The 21,174-nt window shown below is 70.1% G+C and carries 21 protein-coding genes and 2 pseudogenes; 7 read left to right on the top strand and 16 right to left on the bottom strand.

Going from position 1 to position 21,174, the window contains the following annotated elements:
* The first annotated feature begins 595 nt into the window (after positions 1-595).
* The 3 genes from J5X86_RS46025 to J5X86_RS53120 are packed head-to-tail and all read left to right on the top strand — an operon-like array spanning position 596 to position 2,240.
* On the top strand, positions 596-1,636 hold the full coding sequence (locus tag J5X86_RS46025; RefSeq protein WP_208522572.1) for an NAD(P)-dependent alcohol dehydrogenase: 1,041 nt from the start codon (positions 596-598) through the stop codon (positions 1,634-1,636).
* On the top strand, positions 1,636-1,959 hold the full coding sequence (locus J5X86_RS53125) for an SDR family NAD(P)-dependent oxidoreductase (RefSeq protein ID WP_374229477.1): 324 nt from the start codon (positions 1,636-1,638) through the stop codon (positions 1,957-1,959). Before J5X86_RS46025 ends, J5X86_RS53125 begins: the two co-directional genes overlap by 1 nt.
* Positions 1,902-2,240 carry an SDR family NAD(P)-dependent oxidoreductase gene (locus tag J5X86_RS53120; RefSeq protein WP_374229476.1) on the top strand — a complete coding sequence of 113 codons (339 nt, stop codon included), beginning with the start codon at positions 1,902-1,904 and terminating at the stop codon, positions 2,238-2,240. The genes J5X86_RS53125 and J5X86_RS53120 overlap by 58 nt, the downstream gene beginning before the upstream one ends.
* Before the next feature lie 60 nt (positions 2,241-2,300).
* Here J5X86_RS53120 and J5X86_RS46015 read toward each other — a convergent pair whose 3' ends face one another.
* A complete protein-coding gene (locus J5X86_RS46015; RefSeq protein WP_208522571.1) occupies positions 2,301-3,602 on the bottom strand; it encodes an MFS transporter in 1,302 nt (433 codons plus the stop codon).
* 887 nt (positions 3,603-4,489) lie between these two features.
* A pseudogene (locus J5X86_RS46005) lies at positions 4,490-4,621 on the bottom strand (IS701 family transposase); the annotation flags it as partial.
* Here J5X86_RS46005 and J5X86_RS46000 point away from each other — a divergent pair.
* Positions 4,593-4,850, top strand: a complete 258-nt coding sequence (locus tag J5X86_RS46000; RefSeq protein ID WP_208522570.1) for a transposase — start codon at positions 4,593-4,595, stop codon at positions 4,848-4,850. The pseudogene J5X86_RS46005 and the gene J5X86_RS46000 overlap by 29 nt on opposite strands.
* Positions 4,851-4,971: 121 nt before the next feature.
* On the opposite strand, the gene J5X86_RS45995 is transcribed toward J5X86_RS46000, so the two are convergent.
* From J5X86_RS45995 to J5X86_RS51520, 3 genes are all read right to left on the bottom strand, one after another.
* Positions 4,972-5,844 carry an NAD(P)-dependent oxidoreductase gene (locus tag J5X86_RS45995; RefSeq protein ID WP_208522569.1) on the bottom strand — a complete coding sequence of 291 codons (873 nt, stop codon included), beginning with the start codon at positions 5,842-5,844 and terminating at the stop codon, positions 4,972-4,974.
* Between the two features lie 214 nt (positions 5,845-6,058).
* On the bottom strand, positions 6,059-6,844 hold the full coding sequence (locus tag J5X86_RS45990) for an MIP/aquaporin family protein (protein ID WP_243983152.1): 786 nt from the start codon (positions 6,842-6,844) through the stop codon (positions 6,059-6,061).
* Positions 6,845-7,405: 561 nt separating this feature from the next.
* Complete coding sequence (locus J5X86_RS51520) at positions 7,406-8,383, bottom strand: hypothetical protein (RefSeq protein ID WP_243983161.1); 978 nt, start codon at positions 8,381-8,383, stop codon at positions 7,406-7,408.
* On the opposite strand from J5X86_RS51520, the pseudogene J5X86_RS45975 reads away from it, so the two are divergent.
* Positions 8,313-8,504: pseudogene (locus tag J5X86_RS45975) on the top strand (muconolactone Delta-isomerase family protein); the annotation flags it as partial. The gene J5X86_RS51520 and the pseudogene J5X86_RS45975 sit on opposite strands and share 71 nt — an antisense overlap.
* A 98-nt stretch (positions 8,505-8,602) precedes the next feature.
* On the opposite strand, the gene J5X86_RS45970 reads toward J5X86_RS45975, so the two are convergent.
* The 3 genes from J5X86_RS45970 to J5X86_RS45960 form a co-directional block, all read right to left on the bottom strand.
* The gene (locus J5X86_RS45970; protein WP_208522568.1) at positions 8,603-9,088 is read right to left on the bottom strand and encodes a lipocalin-like domain-containing protein; all 486 of its coding nucleotides are present in this window, start codon (positions 9,086-9,088) and stop codon (positions 8,603-8,605) included.
* Between the two features lie 74 nt (positions 9,089-9,162).
* Positions 9,163-10,740, bottom strand: coding sequence for an aldehyde dehydrogenase (NADP(+)) (locus tag J5X86_RS45965; RefSeq protein WP_208522567.1), 1,578 nt, complete (start codon positions 10,738-10,740; stop codon positions 9,163-9,165).
* A complete protein-coding gene (locus tag J5X86_RS45960) occupies positions 10,737-11,366 on the bottom strand; it encodes an isochorismatase family cysteine hydrolase (RefSeq protein WP_308124935.1) in 630 nt (209 codons plus the stop codon). The genes J5X86_RS45965 and J5X86_RS45960 overlap by 4 nt, the downstream gene beginning before the upstream one ends.
* Before the next feature lie 173 nt (positions 11,367-11,539).
* On the opposite strand from J5X86_RS45960, the gene J5X86_RS45955 reads away from it, so the two are divergent.
* Entirely contained in the window at positions 11,540-12,097 is a 558-nt protein-coding gene (locus J5X86_RS45955) for a TetR/AcrR family transcriptional regulator (protein ID WP_078646527.1), read from the top strand.
* Here the strand turns inward: J5X86_RS45955 and J5X86_RS45950 are convergent.
* From J5X86_RS45950 to J5X86_RS45915, 8 genes are all read right to left on the bottom strand, one after another.
* Positions 12,090-12,647, bottom strand: a complete 558-nt coding sequence (locus J5X86_RS45950) for a hypothetical protein (protein ID WP_243983159.1) — start codon at positions 12,645-12,647, stop codon at positions 12,090-12,092. The genes J5X86_RS45955 and J5X86_RS45950 overlap by 8 nt on opposite strands.
* A gap of 72 nt (positions 12,648-12,719) precedes the next feature.
* Complete coding sequence (locus J5X86_RS45945; protein ID WP_208522564.1) at positions 12,720-13,709, bottom strand: nitronate monooxygenase family protein; 990 nt, start codon at positions 13,707-13,709, stop codon at positions 12,720-12,722.
* Positions 13,706-15,325: an AMP-binding protein gene (locus tag J5X86_RS45940; protein ID WP_208522563.1), complete on the bottom strand. Its 1,620-nt coding sequence runs from the start codon at positions 15,323-15,325 to the stop codon at positions 13,706-13,708. Before J5X86_RS45940 ends, J5X86_RS45945 begins: the two co-directional genes overlap by 4 nt.
* The gene (locus tag J5X86_RS45935) at positions 15,322-16,131 is read right to left on the bottom strand and encodes an enoyl-CoA hydratase/isomerase family protein (RefSeq protein ID WP_208522562.1); all 810 of its coding nucleotides are present in this window, start codon (positions 16,129-16,131) and stop codon (positions 15,322-15,324) included. Before J5X86_RS45935 ends, J5X86_RS45940 begins: the two co-directional genes overlap by 4 nt.
* Position 16,132: 1 nt before the next feature.
* Positions 16,133-17,338: a CaiB/BaiF CoA-transferase family protein gene (locus J5X86_RS45930; protein WP_208522561.1), complete on the bottom strand. Its 1,206-nt coding sequence runs from the start codon at positions 17,336-17,338 to the stop codon at positions 16,133-16,135.
* Complete coding sequence (locus J5X86_RS45925; protein ID WP_208522560.1) at positions 17,335-18,105, bottom strand: enoyl-CoA hydratase/isomerase family protein; 771 nt, start codon at positions 18,103-18,105, stop codon at positions 17,335-17,337. Before J5X86_RS45925 ends, J5X86_RS45930 begins: the two co-directional genes overlap by 4 nt.
* Positions 18,106-18,160: 55 nt before the next feature.
* Entirely contained in the window at positions 18,161-19,093 is a 933-nt protein-coding gene (locus tag J5X86_RS45920; protein ID WP_208522559.1) for a hydroxymethylglutaryl-CoA lyase, read from the bottom strand.
* 63 nt (positions 19,094-19,156) lie between these two features.
* Complete coding sequence (locus tag J5X86_RS45915; protein ID WP_208522558.1) at positions 19,157-19,651, bottom strand: MarR family winged helix-turn-helix transcriptional regulator; 495 nt, start codon at positions 19,649-19,651, stop codon at positions 19,157-19,159.
* Positions 19,652-19,755: 104 nt separating this feature from the next.
* Here J5X86_RS45915 and J5X86_RS45910 point away from each other — a divergent pair, with 104 nt between their 5' ends.
* Positions 19,756-21,120 (top strand): MFS transporter, encoded by a 1,365-nt coding sequence (locus tag J5X86_RS45910; RefSeq protein ID WP_308124934.1) that lies wholly within the window; start codon positions 19,756-19,758, stop codon positions 21,118-21,120.
* The last annotated feature ends 54 nt before the right edge of the window (positions 21,121-21,174 follow it).

The following is a 21,174-nucleotide window of genomic DNA, read 5'->3' as shown; positions in this document are numbered from 1 at the left end:
GAACGGCCCGGTGTGCCAGACGCTTCCCAGCAGATCAGCGTCGGTGGTCTCCTCGGTTGTTGCGTACACGCGCACCCGCGGGTCGGCGAATCCAGCCCGCAATTACTTGGGCGTTCGGGGCCGCCAAGCCCGTCTCCGTGTGGCCCGGAGCCACCGCGTTCGGGTAGATCCCGAGGCAGGGGTGCCGACGGCGCGCCGCCAGGAAGCGGCTCCGAGTCGGTCGGTCACCGCGACCGGCCGCCCCTCGACCAGCGCCTCCGCAATCCGCTGCTTGACCTCCGGGTCGTCCACACCGGCCGTCTGCCACGTCGAGTTCGACCGCCTTGGCGGCGGGCAGCCCCCTGGCGGCGGGGCGGCATTCTCGACGTCCACGTCTGCCGGCACGACCTCCCTTCCCCCCTCCGCGGCAACGTGCCGGGGCACTGCCGCACCCATGGCGGAACCGGCGCCCGTCACCAAGGCGGCCTTGTCCGCGAATCGACCCGCCTGGGCGTCCCTGCGCACCGTAGCCATCCCCTCCCCCCGATCCATTGAACTGACTTCAACTCTGTTAGCGTGGAAGCCTGTGAGACTGACAAGACCTGGGACTGTGAAGATGCGGGCACTGCGGCTGATCACGTGGGGAGAACCCCCGGCTCCGACCCAGGTCGATCGGCCGGTCCCCCACGGCCAGGAGGCGCTGGTGCGGGTCGAGGCCACTGGGCTCTGCCACTCCGACCTGCACCTCACCAACGCGCCTGAAGGGGTTTTCCGTTACCGACTTCCATTCACCCTCGGCCACGAGGTCGCCGGGCACGTCGCGGCGCTCGGGTCCGAAGCCGAAGGCGGCACGGTCGGCGAACGCGTGGTGCTTTACGGACCGTGGGGCTGCGGCGCATGCGACCGCTGCGCCGCGGGGATGGACAACTACTGCGACCGGCGCGACACCCTCGCCTGGAGCGGGGCCGGACTGGGCCGGGACGGAGGAATGGCCGAGTACGTCCTCGTCCCGTCCGTCCGATATCTGGTGCCGATCGGCGACCTGGCGGCCGACCAGGCGGCGCCGCTCTCCGACGCGGGCCTGACGTCTTACCATGCCATCGCCGGCTTGCGGCACACGCTCGAAGCAGGCTCCACCGCCGTCGTCATCGGTGTCGGCGGACTCGGCCACCTGGCCGTCCAGATCCTCCGCGCGACCACGGAAAGCCGCGTTCTCGCGGTCGACATCCGAGAGGACGCCCTGGCTCTCGCGTACCGCTGCGGAGCACACTTCGGGACCTTGCTGCAAGCGGACACCGGCCATGTGCTGAAGGCGCGGAGCGGAGGCATCGGACCGGACGCCGTGCTCGACTTCGCCGGCACCACGGCTTCGATGGAACTCGCGGCGAGCGTCCTGCGCCCGGGTGGTGCACTCGCCGTGGTCGGCAGTGGCGGCGGCCACCTGACGGTACGCAAGCCGGGCGCGCTGCCGCAGGGCCTCAGCCTTTCGCTGCCGTTCTGGGGAAGCCGCCCCGAGCTCGCCGAGGTCATCGCGCTGGCCCACTCAGGGGCGATCCACGTCGAGACAGAGCAGTTCCCGCTGTCCGCCGCGACGGAGGCTTTCGAGCGGCTCCGGCGAGGCCGGGTGCGCGGCAGGGCTGTACTGGTGCCCGACTGATGCGCCGCTTCCTTCAGTTCCCCGAACGCCCACTCGCGTCTACAGAAGGAGAATGTGGAATGCGCTTCGCCGAAAAAGTCGTGATCGTCACAGGCGGTGCTCGGGGCATGGGCGCCTCACATGCACGCGGTCTGGCCGCGGAAGGTGCCCGGGTCGCCATCTGCGATGTACTGGACGACGAGGGAGAAACCCTGTCCGGGGAACTCGCCCGCGCACAGTATTGGCACCTCGATGTCACCAGCGAAGAGTCGTGGCAGTCCGCCTCATGGGCTTCGCAGACGGCATCGGCTACGTCGCGAGCAAGTGGGGGGTGCGGGGCATGACCAAGGCAGCGGCACTGGACTTGGCAGGCACCGGGGTACGCGTCAACTCCGTACACCCCGGTGTCATCAGGACGCCCATGGGAGAGAGAGCCACCCCCGAGTTGTTCGCGCGGCAGCCGCTGCCGCGCATCGGGGAGCCTGAGGAGGTCACCCGCATGGTGCTCTTCCTCGCCAGCGACGATGCCTCCTACACCACCGGGGGTGAGTTCCTCGTCGATGGCGGCCAGACCATAGGCCGGACCGGTCATGCCCGTGCTTCCGACACCGAGGCCGGCAGCTGAGGGGAGCGGTCAGGTGGCCGCCGGTTCCATGCCCGGCGGCCACCGGGACGGTCAGTGCCGCTACACGTCCTTGCGGATGGTGAGAAGAGTACCGATTCCGATCACGCACACCACCATGACGTAGAACGCCGGGGAGAGCAGGTTGCCGGTCTGGTGGACCAGGTAGGCCGCGATGTAGGGAGCCGTACCGCCGGCGAGGACGACGCCGACGTTGTACCCGATGGCCATGCCGGTGTAACGGACCCGGCGCTCGAACAGACGCGGCCACAGGCTGGCCGCAGGAGCCAGCACCAGCGAGCCGCTTGAGAGGAACAGGAGGTATGCCGCACCGGCGAGGGCCAGATTATGCCGACCCATCAGCGACATCGCGGGATAAGCGGTCACCAGGAACCCCAGCAAGCCGACCATCACGATGCGACGACAGCCGAACCGGGAGGCAAGCCAACCCGCCGGCAGCATGAGCAGCACGGAAACGAACACAACCCCCGAGGTCATCCAGAACACGTGGGTCGGGTCATATCCCAGGTCGGTGGTCAGATAGACACCGATGTATGTCAGGCCGAGGAAAAGGGCACCGCTCTGCGCCACTGACAACCCCACAGCCTGCAGAAGCGCCCTGCGGTGGGTCGAGAGGACCTCGCGGACCGGGGCAGCAGGAATGTCACGGCTCTGGGCGGCCGCCGCGAATTCAGGGGTGTCCTCGACCCGCAGTCGGGCCCAGAGGCAGAACAGGGTGAGGGGCACGGCCATCAGGAAGGGCAGCCGCCAGCCCCATGCCGCCATCTGATCCTGCGTGGTGAGTCCAGAGACCGCGCCTGCTGCCGCGGCTGCGATCGCGAACCCGAGGTTGGACCCCATGGGCGAAAATCCACCGAGGAAGGCCCGCCTACGAGGCGGCGCCGACTCGTAGACGTAGGCGTACGAGCCCACCGACTCGCCGCCGGAGGAGATCCCCTGCGCCATCCTGGCGAGCAACAGCAGCACTCCGGCCGTCACACCGATCTGGTGATACGTCGGCAGCAGCCCGGTGATGCTACTGGCGACCCCCATGCACAGCACCGAGGAGACCAGCGCCTTACGGCGGCCGAACCGGTCGCCGAGCCACCCGAAAAAGATACCCCCGAGCGGTCGCACGACAAGGCCGGTGCCGAACACCGCGAGCGCAGCCAGCACTGAGGCGGCCTCATCGTCGCTCGGAAAGAACTGTGGAGCCATGACCACGGCCAGGTAGCCATAAATACTGAAATCGTAGTACTCGATCAACGTGCCGAGGCATGCCGCGAGTATCGCGCGGCGTACGGAACGCGGACTGGGCGGCGCCGGTTCCGCCTCTGAGGCGGCGGACTGGTGAGTAACGCTCATGACCGACTCTCCCTCCTTCGGCACAGGCCGTTCTCTGCCGACGCCTCGGAGGTTACAGAACTGAACTCAACACAGCTAGACTCCCGCACAGCATTTCGAAAAACCGCAGTACAGAGCCATGTTCACGTAGCGCAGCGGCCTCTGCAGGACCGCGATCCGCCCTGCTTTTTGAATTCGATTTAGTAGAAGATTGAGGGTGCGATGACGGCTCCGGCAGCCGCTCGACGGCACGATTGAGGCCCTCGGCGGCCGCCGAGGGCCTCAATCGTGCCCGCCATGGTCTGGGTGAGCAGTCCCTGCTGGGCGCCCACATGCTTGTAGAGACCCAGCCTGAACCTTCCAGCAGATGCGTCCATGCCGGTCATGCGGTGGCGGGGTACTCGTGCTCGGCGAACCGGTGCAAGACCAGTGGTTTTGGCAGGGTGAGCGGGAGTCATCGTGCTGCTCTGCGCGCAGCCCGTGAGCCGCGTCGTCTCCAGGTCAGGGGGCGGGAACGGGGGATCGTTTCGGCAGGGTGTTTCCTGCAGCGGCGAGCAAGACGGCCGAGGATGTGCTGTTTCCCGGGATCGATGTGCGAGTGGAGCGCGTCAGCGACTCCTCCGGCGGCTTGGTAGTGGAGGCGGTGTCCACCGGTAGTCCGGGCCGGTGCCCGGATTGCCGGAAGCGGGCGGGGCGCGCGCAGAGCTCTTACCAACAACGCCCCCTGGACGAGCGGCCGTTGGGCTCCCGCCGGGTCGTGGTCCGGCTTCGGGTGCGCCGGTACTTCTGCGGCCGCAGGAGCTGTTCCCGCAGGACTTTCGTCGAGCAGCTCGGCGGGCCGGCCGAACGGCACCGCCGGCCGAGCGTCCGGCTGACGAGCCGGCTGCGGTCGAGTTGGGTGGCCGTCCGTGGCGGTGCCAGCCGGGGTAACGGCGGAGCTGGTAGTCGTCCAGGCCGCATTCCTGCTTCGCACTCTGGAAGCACTCCTCGATCGCCCAGCGGCTGCCGGCGATGCGGATCAGCTCGTCCAGCGAGCACCTCGCCCTCGACATCTGGCTCGCCGATGTCCGCCTCGACGGACAACGAGAACTGAGCACCCTGGCCGCCGGCGGACGGCGCGACCGCGCAGCCGTACTCGCCACCCTGACCACCACCCCCACCTCGGGGCCGGTCGAGGGCAACGTCACCAGGATCAAACTGCTGAAGAGACAGATGTACGACCGGGCCAACTTCGACCTCTTACGACGCCGAATCCTCCTGTCACCATGATCAACCCGCCACCACCCCCAAATCAGCGACAGAGCACCGAAGTTGAGCCATAACCCTCCGTCGCGTACAGAGCCGCTCGCTCACTCCTCGGGTGTGCCGCACCTCCTTCCCGTTTCACTTGTCAGGCGTGTTGTGCTGCGAAGCCGGATCGCCACGTCGCGTACTCGGGTTGCCATCCTCGGGAGCGGGCCAGACTGTTCGATGCTCCTCGTGCCCAGCTCTGGTGTCCTGATGTGGGCTCAGGCGCGGGCACGCCGAGGGCACTGGCCAAAATCGGCACCCACTCCCGAGCCTGGGCCGGCTCGTTGTCCACGATGTTGACAGGGCCGGACGGCCAGTCGAGAGCGGCAACGGCGGCCCGTGCGGCATCGGCAACGTGAAGGAACGACATCACAGAATGGTCCGCCTCGACGCTCCCCAGGAAACGTGCGTCCGGATCACCAGCCAGCACTGCGGCCGCTGCGCTGCCCGGCGCGTACCAGGTGCCGGGGCCATACAGAATGCCGTACCGCAACAGCACCGCGGTGCCCAATTCGGCCGCCGTATCCTCCAGCGCCCGGACACCGTCGACCATCCCCCCACGCGGCTCCGCCGCCCCGGTGTCGAGTGGTGCGGTCTCGTCGGCCGGGCCCTCACCCGGCACGTACGCCCAGGAAATCGACTGGGCAACGATCCTTTGCACACCGGCGGACTTGGCCGCGTCCACCAGATTGCGCGTCCCCTCCCGGCGCAGCCGGTTGGTCGCCCTCCCGTCCGCCCCCGACAGATCAGTCAGCTGATGAATCACGGCATCCGGTGCGGCCGCTGCCACTACCTGGCGCAGAGCGTCCCGGTCGAGAACATCTGCCTGAGCAGCTGACGCACCCTGACCCCGGACACGCTCCGCACCCGCAACCGAGCGGGAGATCCCCGTGACCTGATGCCCCGCCTCCAACAGCAACGGAACAAGCAGTCGGCCAACCACACCAGTAGCACCCGCAACCACGATGTACATGGACGAATCAGTCCTCCGCTCGGTCCGGACATCCGCTCATCGCGGATCAGAGTAAAGCTATCAATATATAGCAAACTATCCAATTTAGACTAGAGCGGACATCGACAGGCGACGACGCCCCGGGCGACAACCAGCCGGCCAGGCCAGGGCCCAGGGTGAGGCCGATGCCGGGCGGGAGGGCCATCGGCGTACGCCAACGGCAGGGATGCCGACTTCAGTCGCCCTTCTCCCTGTCGTCGTCACCCGCCAGCTTGTACGTCAGGGGCTGGCACGCATGGAACCGCCACATGAACAGGTGGTAGATCGCGGCCCCTATGACGGCTCCCAGGATCGGCGCGATCAGATAGATCCACAGATCGGTGGTCTGCCCGGAGAGCGCGGCAGGCCCGAACTGGCGGGCGGGGTTGATCGAGCCCCCGCTGAGGGGGCCGAGGAGAGCGATCACCAAGGCGACGGACAGCCCGATGACGTACGGCAGCAGGCGGATGTAGCGGGTATGGGCCAGGAAGAACCCGACAGCAAGGATCAGGGCCATCATGCATCCCGCCTCGGCGAGAAAGACCGACGCGGGCTCCCAGGTGGGCGCGGGCCTGATCGCGCCGTAAGCGACCGGCGGCAGGGAGACCGCATCACCCCACACCAGGCGCGCCAGGCCTGTCCCCGCCACGGAGCCCGCGAGTTGGGCGAGCACATAGGGCGGGACACTGCGGCCGGGAAAGGCGTCCACCAGCCACAGGGCGACCGTCACGGCGGGATTCATGTGCCCTCCGCTGCGCCTGCCGGGCGGGGTGAAGATCAGCCCGGTGAGGACGGCCCCGCTGAGAACGCCGATGACACCGAGTGCGACGTGCAGGTCGGCGACGTAAAGCGGGGAGCCCGAACCGCGCAGCCACCGGACGACAGTCACCGCGATGAACAACAGGACGGTGGTGAGCGCGAACTCGTCGGCGGCACGCACCAGGGGTAGCCGGAACGGAAGAGGCGAAACGGTACTCACCATGATCTCCTGGCGTTGGCATGCCGAGGCAGGGTCGATTCAGGAATACCTGCACAAAGACAGCAACGCGCAGGCCGGGACCTACCCTCGCATCACCGCGGGACGCCGACGTGGATCTCGATGACAAAGCCCCCGGGCCGGTGAAGGACTCCGCAGCCGCCCAGCTCAACCCGTCCACCGTGCCGCCCTACGGCATAGCCCGCGACCACGACCACGTACGACTTCTCGAGCTCCGTTCCCCAGCGCGGATCCACGTGTCAGATCGCTGTCGGACAGCGGTCACGAAGGTACGGTCTGTCTTCCCTCGCCGGTGGCGACGGGCGAGGGAAGAGTGAGTGGAGATCGGGCAGGCCCGCGAAGTCTCCCTTGAGGCAGAACGTCAATACCTGGACAACTCGGGTGAATACCCGTGAGCGGAGTTGGTTTACCGCGGTGAACCGCTGCGCCATACGGGTGGCCGGGTGGTGCGGCAAGCTGAAGCAGCGGGACCGTCTGAGATGACGCTGCCCGCCCGAAGTACCGGAACCATCGGGGAGCAAACGGAGCATCGCATGTCAGCAAGCGTCACCCGGACGTGGCGTGCTGGACGGCCAAACCGGTGATGTAGACCACCGGCTGGCTGTGCCCCGCCGGCCGTTCGCCGTGAGCAGCCCGCAGACGACCTCGCCGGCGCTGTCCTACAAAGCGATCGAGTCGCGTATCCCCATCAGCGGTCGAGTCGTCACGGGGTTCCAGGCGCCCAAGTTTTCGAAGCCATGAGACGGCGACAGGCACTGAGTCATAGCTGGAGCCCCTGGGCCCACCGATCCTACGAATGACCGGCCGCAACCCATGCCTCAGAACGTAGGACAGGCACTGAGCTCTCGCGGATTTCGGCGCAGGCCGGGTGAACACCTTCCGCGCTCCTCCGCCAGCGCGAGGGCGTCCAGGACCTTGCCGCGGCGCGGGGCCGGCTGCTGCTCGTGATCGGTCATGCCTCCAGGGACCACGGATCGCCTGTGGACAGGCTCCGGGACCTTCGCCAGGCTGCCGAACCGCGGCATCGGCGCGTCCTGGACCTCCGGCGGCGAAGCCCAGACAAGCTCGCCCACCCGCGATGCGGAAGGCTGCGATCCCGGCCGTGTCGGGCTCCTCCTTCTCAGTGGTCTCCCAGCCGGCGGGCATGACCAGGGTGCCCGAGGTGATGACGAGCGGCTTGCCCGAGTGTTCCAGCGGCTGGCCGAGCGACTCGATCGCGGTCCGGTCGCGCCGCATCATGTCGTCGGGGTCGGAGAAGTCCCCGCAGTAGGCCATGTGCAGGACACCGCCGGCGGCTTCGGCGCCGCCGCGCAGGCTGTCGAGATCGTCCACGGAGCCGCGGTGTGGTGTGGCGCCCAGCGACTCCAGCCGGGCGGCGGCGGCATCCGAGCGCGCCGGACCGGTGACAGTGTGGCCGGCCGCGACGAGCTCGGCGACGATGGCGGGGCCGCCCCGGGCGAAGGAACTCGCCTCCGCGGGCCACTTGATCCGGCTGTGGCGCCCGGTGAGCGAGCTCCGCAGCATCGGTGTGTGGCGCGCCGACAGCGAGGCAAATCTGCGCGCGAAGGTCCTCGGGACCCTGCCCTTGTGGCCCTGGATGACCGCGGTGGTCACCGCCGTACAACCGCACCCCAACGACCCGGGCCCGACCGGCTGGATGAGGGCGGCGGCCATAAGACGCTCGGCCGGGCAGCCGGCCGCACGAAGTCACTGGGCCGCTGTGGCGGACGCTGTCCACGATGGTCAGTCCGGCCTGCTCCAGGTGAGTTCGGCTGTGCGTTCCGCACCCCACAGGCGGGTGGGAGTGGCGACGCCGAGCGTGAGGAGTGAGCCTTCGAAGCCCACTTTCCGGACCTGGGACCGTCCGATCCAGTTCGGGAAGAGGCTGGTGGTGACGTGGTGTTCGACGGTTGTGGGATCAATGACTTCGAACGGCCCGCCGTAGGCAACGTAGCCGACCGCTGCCCGGGCCAGTTCACCGGCCGACGCGTCCTCGAGACGTGCCGATCTCGTGGGCGGGCGGTCGCCGCGCCCCAGCTGGGCGGACATGTATCCCTGGGGGGTGTAGACGATCAGGCCGTAGGGGGTGGGGCCGAAGGGGTGGATGACCTCCCCGTCGGTGCTCGTCGTCGTGTAGGACACGAGGTGCCATACGCCGAGCAGCTTCTTGCGGACCTCTTCGCGGGCCTCGCGTTCATTCCCCGCGGCCGCTTGGCCGGCAATGGTCATGGAAAGGGGCTCCCTTCGTTCCAGGAGAGCGAACGGGCCCCGTTCGGGAGAGCCTACGGGGCCCGTGGCCAGGGTCAGTGCCGGGTGAGCTCTCCGTCGACGAGCCGCCACAGGTGTAGCGGGTTCGCCTCGCGCAGTGGCTGCGGCAGCAGTTCGTCAGGGAAGTTCTGGTAGGTGACCGGGCGTACGAACCGCTCGATCGCGCCCATGCCCACGGAGGTGAAGCGGCTGTCGGAGGTGGCCGGGAACGGGCCGCCATGGGTGGAGGCGTAGGAGACCTCCTGCGGGATCGAAAAGGCGTTGAACACGATGCGTCCGGTGCGGCGCTCCAGGATCGGCAGGAGCTGTTCGACGGCGAGGCGGTCGGCGGCCTCGGCATGTACGGTCGCCGAGAGTTGTCCGCGGAAGGCGCGGGCCGTCCCGAGCAACTGATCCGGGCCGGTCAGTCTGACCAGCAGGATGGCGGGGCCGAAGACCTCTTCGCGCAGGGCGGGCGCGGCCAGCAGTTGCTCACCGGTGACCTCGTACAGCAGGGACTGCCCGTCCCCTACGTGGGCCGGTGTCGGTCCCGCGCCGATCAGAGTGGCGCCCTCGCCCTGCATACGCTGTACGTTGCGGGTGTAGGAGTCGTGGATGCCGGGTGTGAGCATGGTCCGTGCGGCCGCCTTCTCGACCTCGGCGATCGCCGCGTCACGAAGTTCCTGGAAGCCGGGTCCGTCGATGGCGAGGAGTATGGCGGGCTTCAGGCACGCCTGCCCGACGTTGTACATGGCGCGCTGGACCAGGACGCCGCCGATCTCCGTGCCGCGGGTCGCCAGGGCGGCGGGCAGTACGAAGGTCGGGTTGACGCTGGTCATCTCGGTGAACACGGGGATGGGGTCGGGACGCCGCTGAGCCCGGTGGTAAAGGGCCATGCCGCCGCCCTCGGAGCCGGTGAAGGTGACCGCCCGGACCAGGGGATGGTCCACCAGGGCCTCACCGATCTCGTTGCCGGCGCCACGGACGAGGGAGAAGACACCTTCGTGCAGTCCCGCCTCGGCGACGGCCTCCTGGATGACACGGCCCTGGATTTCGGACGCGCCGGGGTGGGCGTTGTGGGCCTTGACGACGACGGGGCAGCCTGCTGCCAGGGCCGAGGCGGTGTCGCCCCCCGCCACTGAGTAGGAGATCGGGAAGTTGCTGGCGCCGAAGATCACCACGGGCCCCAGGGCCACCTTCAGCAGCCGGTGGTCCATGCGCGGTGCGGGCCGGCGATCCGGCTGTGCGGTGTCGATGGCCGCCTGGAGGAAGCGGCCCTGACGGACAACGGTGGCGAACTTGCGGAACACACCGGCGGTCCGTACCGCCTCGCCCTCGAACTGGGCGGCGGGCAGGCCGGTCTCCAACGCGGTCCGCGCGGCGAGTTCGTCCTTGACGGTCTCGAGCTTGTCCGCGATGAGGTCGAGGAATGCGGCCCGCTCGGCCGGCCCGGTGTGGCTGTAAGAGTCCAGGGCATCGTTCGCCAGGCGGACCGCACGGTCGACCTCGGCCGCGCCACCGAAGGCGAACTCCGGCTCGATGAGTTCTCCGGTGGCGGGGTTGAGCGCCTTCATCGTCCCCGCGGTGGCGGGCATACCTGCCGCTCCGAGCAGCAGTTCTCCGGTCAGTGTCATGCGTGCGCTCCCTTGAAAGCGGCGGTGAGCTCGTCGGTGGTGGTGATGGCGTGGGCGTAGGTGGGGCCGTTCAGCTCGTGCGCGGCGTGCATCATCTCGGGGAGGAGCGCCGCGGTGGCGTCACGGACCAGCGTCACGTGGTAGCCGAGCTCCATGGCAAAGCGCCCGGTGGACTCGATGCAGGTGTTCGCCAGCAGGCCGACGATCACGACGTGGGTGATGCCGTGCTGCTTGAGCTGGAAGTCAAGGTCGGTGTTGGCAAAACCGCTCTGCGCCCAGTGCTCCTGCACCACGATGTCGCCGGGCCGCGGCTGGAAATCGGGGTGGAACTCCCCGCCCCAGGTACCGCGGGCGAAACTGTGCCGCTCCATGATGGCGCGCTGGGTGGGGTTGGGGTGATCCCACATCTCGTAGTCACCCGGTTCCCAGCGACGGTGGGGAACGAACACCACGCCGACACCGCTCTCGCGGGCGGCGGTGACCACGGAGCGCAGGTGGTGCAGCAGGCCCACCTCCTCCGCCATGGGCTCCAAACGCGGCCAGATCTTGCCGCCCTCGGACAAGAAGTCGTTGTAGGGGTCGACCAGCAAAACGGCCGCACGGCAGGGGTCACAGGTCTGGTGCACGGGTTCCACTCCAATCTGGATGACGAATAACATCCAGATTGGAAGATTACGTCGGTCATCCTGAAAGTCAAACGGACAGCACCGAATCGCCCGCACGAGACAAGGGTGTATGATGCACATCATCCAGATGCGCGGTGGCTGCACTGCGCCGCCCCACGGAAGGCAGGGCCGGCATGGGCCACTCACAGGCGGAGAAGGTGGCGAGCCGCGAACGGGTGCTGCGGATCGCGTCGCGCAAGGTCCGTGCCGAAGGCGTCAGCCGCCCCGGCATCGCGGACCTCATGAAGGAGGCCGGGCTCACCCACGGCGGCTTCTACAAACACTTCGATTCACGCGACGATCTGATCGCCCAGGCCGCCGCCGTCGCCCTGGCCGAGGGCTCGGCGAAGATGGAGCGGGCCGCCCGGAAGAACGATCAGGACGCACGGGCCGGTCTCATCGACAGCTACCTCGCGAAGCGACACCGCGACGGACCGGCCACCGGCTGCGCACTGGTCTCCCTCGGAGCCGCCGCCGGACGCGGCGACCAGCACCTCAAAGAGACCTACGAGAAGCAGGTCCGCACATACCTGGAGCTGATCGCCGGCCTGGACGACGACGCCGCGGATGCCCGGGCCGAGGCAATGCTCACCCTCAGCGCCCTGGTCGGCGCCGTGCTCATGTCCCGGGCCGTGGCCGACCAAGACTTCTCCGACGAGCTACTGGAGACAGTCGCCAAGCAACTCAAGTGACACGCGTCGGAACGCCTGCCGCCCACCACCGTCTGACGCCCACCCCGGACCGCGCTGCGGTCCGGCGGGATTCCCGGCCCGCGCCGCACCACATACCACAGCCGACGCGACCGGTGACATCGACCGGCCGGTCCAGGCCGGTCCCACAACCGTCCGCGTCGGCCCGCCGCGGACACCCGCCGAAAGGCGGGAGGCACCGGCACGGCGAACCGGACGGGGCGGGCCGCGCCGCAGACCCCGAGGCAGAGCCACGCGGGCCGGACCAGACGCACTGCCCGCAACAACTACTGCCCGCAACAACTAGGGGTTCGACGTCTCGCCATGCGCGGGCGGGAGCAGGCTGTGGAGGACGAGACCTGAGAGTGCGTCGGCCATGCTGTTTCTGTCCTGCTCCGTCGTCGGCGCGGCGGCGGGATTCAGCCGGCCGAGCGCAGGGTGGGCATCCAGACAGCGCGAAGTCCACGACAGCGCGCCAGAAGTTCCCCTTCGACCCGTAACGGTCGTTGATGAAGTTGTGACTGACGTCGAGCCGCCAGGCCAGCTCCCTCATGGTGGTCGCGGCATAACCGAGCTCGGCGAAGGTGCCGAGACCCCGTCGGAGGATCTCCGCCACGACGTCGTCTCACAGGTCAGGCGGCTCGGGGACGACCGGCAGCGGCAGGCGGGTGAGCGCGGCCCGGTACTCGGCGACGATGCGCTCCACGACGGCCGCCGCGGGGAGCACCGTGTCGATGAGTCCCGCAGACTGGCCCGCCTCCACCTTGCCTTCCCGGACCCGGCCGTACAGGGCGGCGTCCCTGAGGGTGGCGGCCTGGAACTCCTTGCGCCGCACGTCGATTTCGGCGCCGGATTCCTCAAGGCGGCGCATGCGCGCGGTGAACTCGTTCTCCAGGGCGCGGATGACACCGAGGCCGTGTCCGACGGTGCGGGTGCCGTCGACACCGGCGGCGAGGACGGCGGCCTGGTAGTCGGGGTGCACGGTGGCTTCCCGGGTGGCCAGGAAACGGGTGCCGAACTGGGCGGCCCCCGCGCCCAGGGCGAGCATCGCGGCCAGTCCGGAGCCGTCCGCGATCCCGCCGGAGGCGATCACCGGGGTTTCGGGGACGGCCGAGACCACGGCCCGGATGAGGACCTGCGTGGTGACCATCGAGGGCGGCGGGTGCCCGCCGGCCTCCGCGCCGACGACGACGAGCCCGTCGATGCCCGCGTCGGCGGCCTTGCGGGCGTGCTCGACACCGGCGACGACATGCAGGCAGACGGTGCCGATGGCACGGAAACGCTCCAGGTAGCGGCGCGGTCCGCCCTGCGAGGCGATCAGTACGGGCGGCCGACGGGCGAGGAGCAGATCGATGACGTCGTCGGCCCCCGCCCGGTGGAGCGGCAGGTTGACCGCCCAGGGGCGGTCAGTGCCCGCGGCCATCTCGTCGAGGGTACGGGCCAGGTCGTCCAGGCGCATGGGCCCCGCGGCGATGACCCCGAGGCCACCGGCCCCGCTGACCGCCAGCGGCAGGGCCGAGCACGAGGAGACCCAGGACATGCCGGCCTGGATGACGGGAAGGTCGATGCCGAGCAGGCGGGTGACGGGGGTGGGGATACGGATCACGCCGGTCATGCCGGCACCTCGTCGTCCCGCCGCGTGAGCAGCCCGCGGGCGTGGGCGGCGAGCCGGTTCTTCTGCACCTTGGAGCTGGCGGTCATGCCGATGTCCTCGAACCCTTCGACGATGCGCAGATGGCGGGGGACCTTGAACCCGGCCATGCGGGTGCGCGCCCAGGCGATCAGTTCGTCCTCGGTGGTGCCCGGTTCGGTGAGGACGACGAACGCGAAGACCACCTCGACCAGCCGCTCGTCGGGGACACCGACCACGACGGCATGCCGCACCCGCGGATGCCGGTGCAAGGTGTTCTCCACGTCGGCCGGTGCGACGTTCTCGCCGCCGACCCGGATGATGTCCTTGGTGCGGCCCACGAAGTGCAGCCGGCCCGTGGCGTCGAGCGCGCCGACGTCACCGGTGGCCAGCCAGCCGTCGGGGTCGATGGCGGCGGCGGTCGCCTCCGGCGCGTCCAGATAGCCCCGCATGACGTTCCAGCCGCGCACCAGGATCGAGCCCGGCTCGCCGGGACCGCAGTCGCGGGTGTCGTCCGCGGCGCGGATGCGCACCTCGACGCCAGGCTCCACCAGCATCGCACCGGATGCCCTGACCTGGTCGTCCTCCCACCAGCAGGACTGGGCGACATTGGGCGAGGCTTCGGACAGGCCGTATCCGGCGACGCACTCGGTGGCACCCAGCTCGTCGATCACCCGGCGGATGACGGTGGGAGAGGCCGCGACCCACGCGCCCCGCAGGTGCAGCGTGCGGTGTGCGCGGTCGGGGTGGTTGAGCAGCATCAGCGCGATGGTGTCGTTGCCGGAGAAGTGTGTGCAGCGTTCACCCTCCAACAGCCGCAGCGCTTCGGCCGGTTCGAACCGCGCCATGGTCACCAGGGTCGCGGCGTGCTGGATGGACGCCAGTACGGACAGGGTGCTGCCGGCGACGTGGAAGAAGGGCCGGGCGCTGTGGAAGCGGTCACCGGGGCGCAGGCCAAGGCGCGCCCCGGAGAAGAACGCGTCGGCGCACATGCTGCGCTGGGTGAGCAGCACGCCCTTGGGGTGGGATGTCGTGCCGGAGGTGTACTGGACCAGCAGGATGTCGTCGGGGGTGCCGGTCGCGGGGACCTCGCCGGTGGCCCCGGCCAGGAACCGCGGCCACGCCGTCGCCCACTCGGGCACCTCCTTCCCGCACACGACGACTCTCTCCAGGTCGGGCAGGCCGCGGCAGGTGGCCGTGGAGTCCTCGCCGATGCCGAGCTCGCGCAGGATGGCGCAGAAGTCGACGCGCAGGACGCGGTCGGCGACGAACAGCGTGGAGACCCTGGCGTGGGCGAGGGTGTGGTGCACCTCGTCGGCGGTGTACCGGGTGTTGACGGGTATGGTCACCGCGCCGACCGAGCCCAGGGCGACGAACAGGGCGACCCAGCGCGGCCCGTTGCCGAGGCAGAGGCCGATCCGGTCGCCGCGGCCGATGCCGGCGTGGGTCAGGGCGGCCCGGATCCGGGCGACCTCGGCGGCGAGTTCACCATAGGTGATCCGCTCCTCGGCGGTGACCACGGCCTCCACGTCGGGGGCGAGCAACGCGGCCCGTTCCAGCGCCTCGTGGGCGGTCAGGGGGCATGCCGTCCTGAGGTTCATCGCTTCTCCTCGTCGGTGGTGGACGCGTTGTCGGAGCCGCGGCGGGTGAACCGGTCGACGCCGTCGCGCCAGCCGCCGTCGGTGAGGCACTGCTCGATCGCCGCCATCTCGATCCTGATGCCGCGATCGAGGTCCGTCTCGCCGCCCAGGTCGACGGCCCGTTTCGTCAGCTCGATCGCCAGGGGCGGGGCCTTCGCGACGGTGCCGGCGATCTCCACGCCGGTCCGCGCCAGCCGCTCCTCGGCCACCACCTGGCAGACGACACCCAGGTCGAGGGCCTCGGTGGCGGGCATGGGGCGGCCGGTGAACAGGAGTTCCTTCGCGCGGCGCCTGCCGATGACGCGCTGCAGCCGCTGGGTGGCGCCCACCGTGCCCCAGTGCGGCTCCGGGAAGCGGAACGTGGTGCCCTCGGCGGCGATGGCGAAGTCCGCGGCCAGGGTGATCTCTCCGCCGGATCCCACGACCGCGCCGTGCACGAGTGCGACGACGGGGCGGCGGCACCGTTCGATCGCGTCGTAGGCGGCGAACGAGGCGATACGCCTGCGGCGGACCCAGGCGGCGTCCCGGCCGGCCCGCTCCTTGAGGTCCGCACCGGCGCAGAACGCGGGGCCCTGCGCGGACAGCAGCACCACGCGGACGGAGTCGTCGGCGTCGAGCTCCTCGAAGACCGACCGCAGCTGCCGGCACATCGGCAGATCGACGGCGTTGCGGGCGCGGGGCCGGGCCAGTTCGACACGGGCGATCCCGTCGGCCACCGCACAGCGCACTCGCGGGTCCGCGGAGGTCGGCTCGTCGGTCCCGGACATCTCAGATCACCCCCGAGGCCCGCAGGTCCTCGATCTCGCCGCGGTCGAGCCCGGCGAGCTCCGTGAGCACCGCGTCGGTGTCGGCGCCCAGCAGCGGCGGGGCGTCGGTGGGCGGCGGCGCGCCGGTGGTCTCCCGCAGCGGGGTGCGCAGGGCGCGGAAGGTGCCCTCGGTGGGATGCTCGAACTCCGCGACGACGTCCCGCGCCCGCGCGTGCGGGTCGGCCAGGGCCTCGCGGACGCCACGCACCTCGCCGGCCGGGATGTCGGCGGCGCGCAACTCCTTGAGCAGCGGATCGCGGTCCCGTCCGGCGATCGCCGTCCGCAGGGCGGTCATCACGCGGTCGCGCCCGGCGACGCGCCCCGCGTTGTGCCGCAGACCGGGATCGGCGGCGAGGTCGTCAAGACCGAGGACGGTGCACAGCGGTGCCCAGTGCTGGTCGCTGCCGCTGATGTGCAGCCAGCCGCCGTCGGCCGTCTGGAACGCGGCGGACGGGACCCGGCCGGGGTGCTGGGTGCCGGTGCGCACCGGGTCCTCGTCCAGGGCGAACAGCCGGGCCGCGTTGAGGGCCTGCAGACTGAGCTGGACGTCCATCATGGAGACGTCGTAGTGGCGGCCGTGGCCGGAAGCGGCACGCCCGGCCAGACCGGTGAGCGCGGCGATGGCGACCCACAGGCCAGAGGTCATGTCCGCCACCGGGATCCCGGCCTTGCTGGGCGGGCCGTCCGGTTCCCCGGTCATCGCCATGACGCCGGACAGCGCCTGGAAGACGGTGTCGTAGCCCTTGCGGGTGCGGTCGGGGCCGCTCTGCCCGAAACCGGTGGCGGACACGTACACCAGGGCCGGGTTGTCCGCGGCGAGCCGGTCGTATCCCAGTCCCAGCCGTTCCATGGCGCCGGGCAGGAAGTTCTCGACGACGACGTCGGCGCCGGTGGCGAGGCGGCGGGCGAGGTCCTGGCCGCGGGGGTCCTTGAGGTCGAGGGTGATCGAGCGTTTGCCGCGGTTGAACGCGAAGAAGTAGGCGCTCTCGCCGTGCGGCAGACGGGGCTCGAAGCCACGGGTCTCGTCGCCGCGGCCGGGGCGTTCGACCTTGATGACGGTGGCTCCCAGCTCGGCGAGAACCTGGGTGGCCATCGGGGCGGCCAGGACCCGCGAGAAGTCGAGGACGGTGATGCCGTCGAGCGGGCCGGGCGTGGGGTGCGCGCTCACCGGCGGAACCCCCGCATCAGTGCGTTGACGTCCTGGCCGGCCCGCATCGCGGCCTCGGTCGGCAGATCGGCGACGCGGTAGAAGAGGTCCTTGGCCGCGTGGATGGCGCGGGGCTCCACGGCGGCCCACCGCTCGGCTGTGCCGAGTGCGGCCTCGACCACCTGGTCCGGCTCGACGACGCGGTTCACCAGGCCGTGTGCCGCGGCCTCGGAGGCCGAGAGCAGCCGGCCCGTGCTGATCAGCTCGAAGGCGAGCTTGCGGCCGAGGTGGCGCTGGAGCCCGGTCATGACCAGGGCGGGCACGATCGAGTGCCGCAGTTCGGGGTAGCCGAACCTCAGGTCCGTGCCGGCTATGGCCATGTCGGCGCCGATGGCGAGCCCGGCGCCACCGCCCACCGCGGCGCCGCGCACCGCGGAGATGACCGGTGTGCCCATCCGCTGCATCTGCGTCTGCAGGTGCGCGGTGAGCGCCGCCCGCTCCAGGACGGCGTCCGGCTCGTCGGGGGTGAGGGTGGAGAACTCCGACAGGTCGGCGCCCGAACAGAAGCCGCGGCCGGCGCCGGTGAGGACGACGGCGCGGACTTCGCGGTCGTCCTCGGCCGCGGTCAGCGCGGTGCTCAGGGCCCGGGTGAGCGCGGTGTTCAGCGCGTTGAGCTTGTCGGGGCGGTTGAGGGTGAGGACGCGGACCGGGCCGCGGTCCTCGACGAGCAGCACATCGGCGGCCGCTTCGCCCGTGTCGGCCGGCTGCCCGCTGGTCGTGACGGTCACGGAAGGTTCTCCCTTGGGGGGTGGGGTGGGGTGGGGAAGCGTGCGGTGGGGCGGGTCAGGCGGCGGCCGCGGAGCGGGCGAAGCCTGCGCGGGCCACCATGCTGTGCAGGGGCCGGCCCAGGGCCTCCTCGCAGGCCCGGGACGCGGCGGCGAGCGCGTCGAGGTCGATGCCTGTGTCGGCTCCCATCGCGTCGAACAGGCTCACCAGGTCCTCGGTGCAGACGTTTCCGGTGAGGCCGGCTCCGTAGCCGATCCGCGACGGATGGCCGCCGACGCCGCCCAGGGCGCTGTCGAAGTGGCGGCAGCCCGCGTCCAGGGCGGCGACCGCGTTGGCGATGGCCGTTCCGCGGGTGTTGTGGAAGTGGGCGACGACCGGCAGCCCGGGGTGGGCCCGGTCCAACCGGGCGAAGAGGCCGGTGACGGCCGCGGGGGTGGCGACGCCCGTGGTGTCGCCCAGGGTGACGGCATCCGCGCCGAGGTCGACGAAGCGGGCGACGTCCTCGGCGACCCGGCCCGGGTCGACGGGGCCTTCGAAGGGGCAGCCGAAGGCGACGGACACCACCCCGATCAGCCGGAACCGGTCGCCGGCGAGCGCGACCATCTCGGTGACCCGTTCCCACTGGTGCTCCCGCGTGGTGCGCAGGTTCTTCCGTGTGTGGCTCTCACTGGCCGACACCAGCAGGCTCAATTCCTCGGCGCCCGCACCGCGTTCGAGGTCGGCCAGGGCGCGCTCGACGGCCCGCGGGTTGGGACACGTCGCCTTGAACGCCACACCGGGGCGGTGGGTGACGCCCGTCAGCACATGGCTCGCGTCGGCGAAGGCGGGAACCCACCGCGGATGGCTGTAGCCGGTCGCCTCGATGCGGCGGAAGCCGGCGTCGGCGAATGCCTCCAGCAGGGCGATCTTGGTTTCGGTGGGCACGAACGTGGGTTCGTGCTGCAGCCCGTCCCGGGCGAAGCATTCGCAGATCGTGACCGCGTCGGTCATCGAGCCACCTCCTCATGGATGACTCCACCACAACTACCCCCGCCGTGTTGATAAAGTCAACACTCAGGCGTCGTCGAGCCGATCTCGCTCCCGCCGCTCCAGGGACAGCGCGAGATCGGTGAGCTTCTCCAGGGCACGCCCCAGCACCCGCGCCTCTTCGCCGGAGAGGACCTCCGCGAACGTCGCATCCCGCTCGTTCGCCGCCGCGATCAGACCCCGGTACGCCGTCACCCCGGCCTCGGTAAGAGCCAGTTGGCGGCTGCGCCCCGATCCTTCGGTGCGGCCGACCAGGCCCCGCTCCACCAATCCCCGCACCACCCGGCTCACCTGCGCTTTATCCAGTCCCGCCCGCCGGGCCAGGCGGTTGAGGGTCAGGGTCGGATCGGCCGCGATCAGTGCGATCGCCCGCCACTCGCCGAGGCTGACATCGAACTCGCGGCGGTACCTCAGGGCCGCGCTGCGCGACAGTGCCGACGATGTGCGCGACAGCCGATAGGACAACAGCTCGGAGATCGGCACCAAGTCTCCGCCACCCTCACGTTTCACCATGGGGAGCATGGTATCTCCGTCGGAAGTGTTGACTTTATCAACGCAAGCGGCGGAAACTCGCACCGCCCGCCGCCCCGGCGACGCAGCCCCTCTCAGCAAAGGAGTCGTACGTCGTGGCCGACCCTTCAACTCTCACCGGATCCCAGGACGCCGACGCCGCCGAAACTTCCTCGGTCGACCGCACCGCGACCTACCGCACCATCGCCTGGCGTCTCATGCCGCTCCTGGTCATCTGCTACGTCGTCAGCTTCATCGACCGCACCAACATCGGCATCGCCCAGCAGGGGCTCGAGCGCGACCTCGGCTTCGGCTCCGCCGTCTACGGCCTGGGCGTGACCCTCTTCTTCGTCGGCTTCATCCTCTTCGAGGTGCCGAGCAGCACCCTGCTCGCCCGGATCGGCGCCCGTAAGACACTCGTGCGCATCATGGCGTCCTGGGGTGCCGTCACCGTCGCCACATCACTCGTCCAGAACGAGATCACCTTCTATATCGCCCGGTTCCTCCTCGGTGTCGCCGAGGCCGGCTTCTTCCCCGGGGCGCTCTACTTCCTGTCCCGCTGGTTCCCCTCCGCCCGGCGTACCCGCATGACCGCGGTGTTCTTCGCGGGCGTGCCCATCTCCGGCGTCCTCGGCTCCCTCATGTCCGGCAGCATCATGCACAGCTTCGGCGGCGTGGCCGGCCTCGCCGACTGGCAGTGGCTGTTCCTCATCGAGGGCATTCCCCCGATCGTGCTCGCCGGCGTCGTCCTCCTGTGGCTCGTCGACGAACCCGGACAGGCGCGGTGGCTGACCCCCGCGCAGCGAGCGGCCGTACGCGCGGACCTCGACGCGGACCAGCGGCGCAAGGGCGACGAGGAGGCGGCCGGCGGCGGGCACGGCGGTCTGCGCCTCGCGCTGCGGGACCCCAAGGTGTGGATCATCGGTCTGTGTGCCTGCGGTGCCTACACCCTGGCCAACGCCGTGTCGTTCTGGACGCCTCGGATCATCGCGGAGGCGGGCGTCGGCGACGTCCTCGACCTCGGGCTCTTCTCCGCCCTGCCGCCCCTGCTCGGCATCGTGGTCATGCTGATCGTGGGACGGCACTCCGACCGCACTCTCGAACGCCGCTGGCACGCGGCCCTCAGCTGGACCGTCGCCGCCGTCGCGATGGTAGCGCTCTCGGTGTCCAGCGGCAGCGTCATCGTCGTCGTGGCGCTGCTGGCGGTCCTCGCCGCGGCACACTACTCCGGCCTTACCGTCTTCTACTCGATCCCCTCCATCTACCTGGGAGAACGCGCGGCGGCCACCGGAATCGCCTTCGTCACCTCGATGGGCTCGTTCGCCGCGGCCGCCTCCCCGTCCCTGCTCGGCTTCATCCAGGCCGGCACCGGCAGCCTTGCCCTCGGCCTGCAGATCAGCGCCGGTATCGTGCTGCTCGCCGTCGTCCTGCTGCTGCTCGGGGTCAAGGCGAGCGATCTGCGGGAACGACGGTCCCTTTGAGGCGTGCGGCGGGTCGCCCGAACAGCCGGTCGCCCGGGAGATGGCCGAACTGCT

Origin of the sequence: Streptomyces sp. NEAU-YJ-81, from assembly GCF_017592595.1 — a bacterium.
Taxonomy (GTDB): Bacteria; Actinomycetota; Actinomycetes; order Streptomycetales; family Streptomycetaceae; genus Streptomyces; species Streptomyces hygroscopicus_B.
The sequence above is the reverse complement of the archived record's forward strand: the minus strand, read 5'-3'. Positions and strand labels throughout refer to the sequence as shown.

Coding starts and splice junctions, on each gene's coding strand:
- J5X86_RS53120 (WP_374229476.1), top strand. CDS start 1,902: ATGGGCTTCGCAGACGGCATCGGCTACGTCGCGAGCAAGTGGGGGGTG.
- J5X86_RS45955 (WP_078646527.1), top strand. CDS start 11,540: ATGGGCCACTCACAGGCGGAGAAGGTGGCGAGCCGCGAACGGGTGCTG.
- J5X86_RS45945 (WP_208522564.1), bottom strand. CDS start 13,709: ATGACCGGCGTGATCCGTATCCCCACCCCCGTCACCCGCCTGCTCGGC.
- J5X86_RS45990 (WP_243983152.1), bottom strand. CDS start 6,844: ATGGTGAGTACCGTTTCGCCTCTTCCGTTCCGGCTACCCCTGGTGCGT.
- J5X86_RS51520 (WP_243983161.1), bottom strand. CDS start 8,383: ATGCTGCGGAGCTCGCTCACCGGGCGCCACAGCCGGATCAAGTGGCCC.
- J5X86_RS46015 (WP_208522571.1), bottom strand. CDS start 3,602: ATGAGCGTTACTCACCAGTCCGCCGCCTCAGAGGCGGAACCGGCGCCG.
- J5X86_RS45965 (WP_208522567.1), bottom strand. CDS start 10,740: ATGACACTGACCGGAGAACTGCTGCTCGGAGCGGCAGGTATGCCCGCC.
- J5X86_RS45940 (WP_208522563.1), bottom strand. CDS start 15,325: ATGAACCTCAGGACGGCATGCCCCCTGACCGCCCACGAGGCGCTGGAA.
- J5X86_RS46025 (WP_208522572.1), top strand. CDS start 596: ATGCGGGCACTGCGGCTGATCACGTGGGGAGAACCCCCGGCTCCGACC.
- J5X86_RS46000 (WP_208522570.1), top strand. CDS start 4,593: ATGCGGATCAGCTCGTCCAGCGAGCACCTCGCCCTCGACATCTGGCTC.
- J5X86_RS45950 (WP_243983159.1), bottom strand. CDS start 12,647: ATGAGGGAGCTGGCCTGGCGGCTCGACGTCAGTCACAACTTCATCAAC.
- J5X86_RS45920 (WP_208522559.1), bottom strand. CDS start 19,093: ATGACCGACGCGGTCACGATCTGCGAATGCTTCGCCCGGGACGGGCTG.
- J5X86_RS45995 (WP_208522569.1), bottom strand. CDS start 5,844: ATGTACATCGTGGTTGCGGGTGCTACTGGTGTGGTTGGCCGACTGCTT.
- J5X86_RS45935 (WP_208522562.1), bottom strand. CDS start 16,131: ATGTCCGGGACCGACGAGCCGACCTCCGCGGACCCGCGAGTGCGCTGT.
- J5X86_RS45915 (WP_208522558.1), bottom strand. CDS start 19,651: ATGCTCCCCATGGTGAAACGTGAGGGTGGCGGAGACTTGGTGCCGATC.
- J5X86_RS53125 (WP_374229477.1), top strand. CDS start 1,636: ATGCGCCGCTTCCTTCAGTTCCCCGAACGCCCACTCGCGTCTACAGAA.
- J5X86_RS45970 (WP_208522568.1), bottom strand. CDS start 9,088: ATGACCATTGCCGGCCAAGCGGCCGCGGGGAATGAACGCGAGGCCCGC.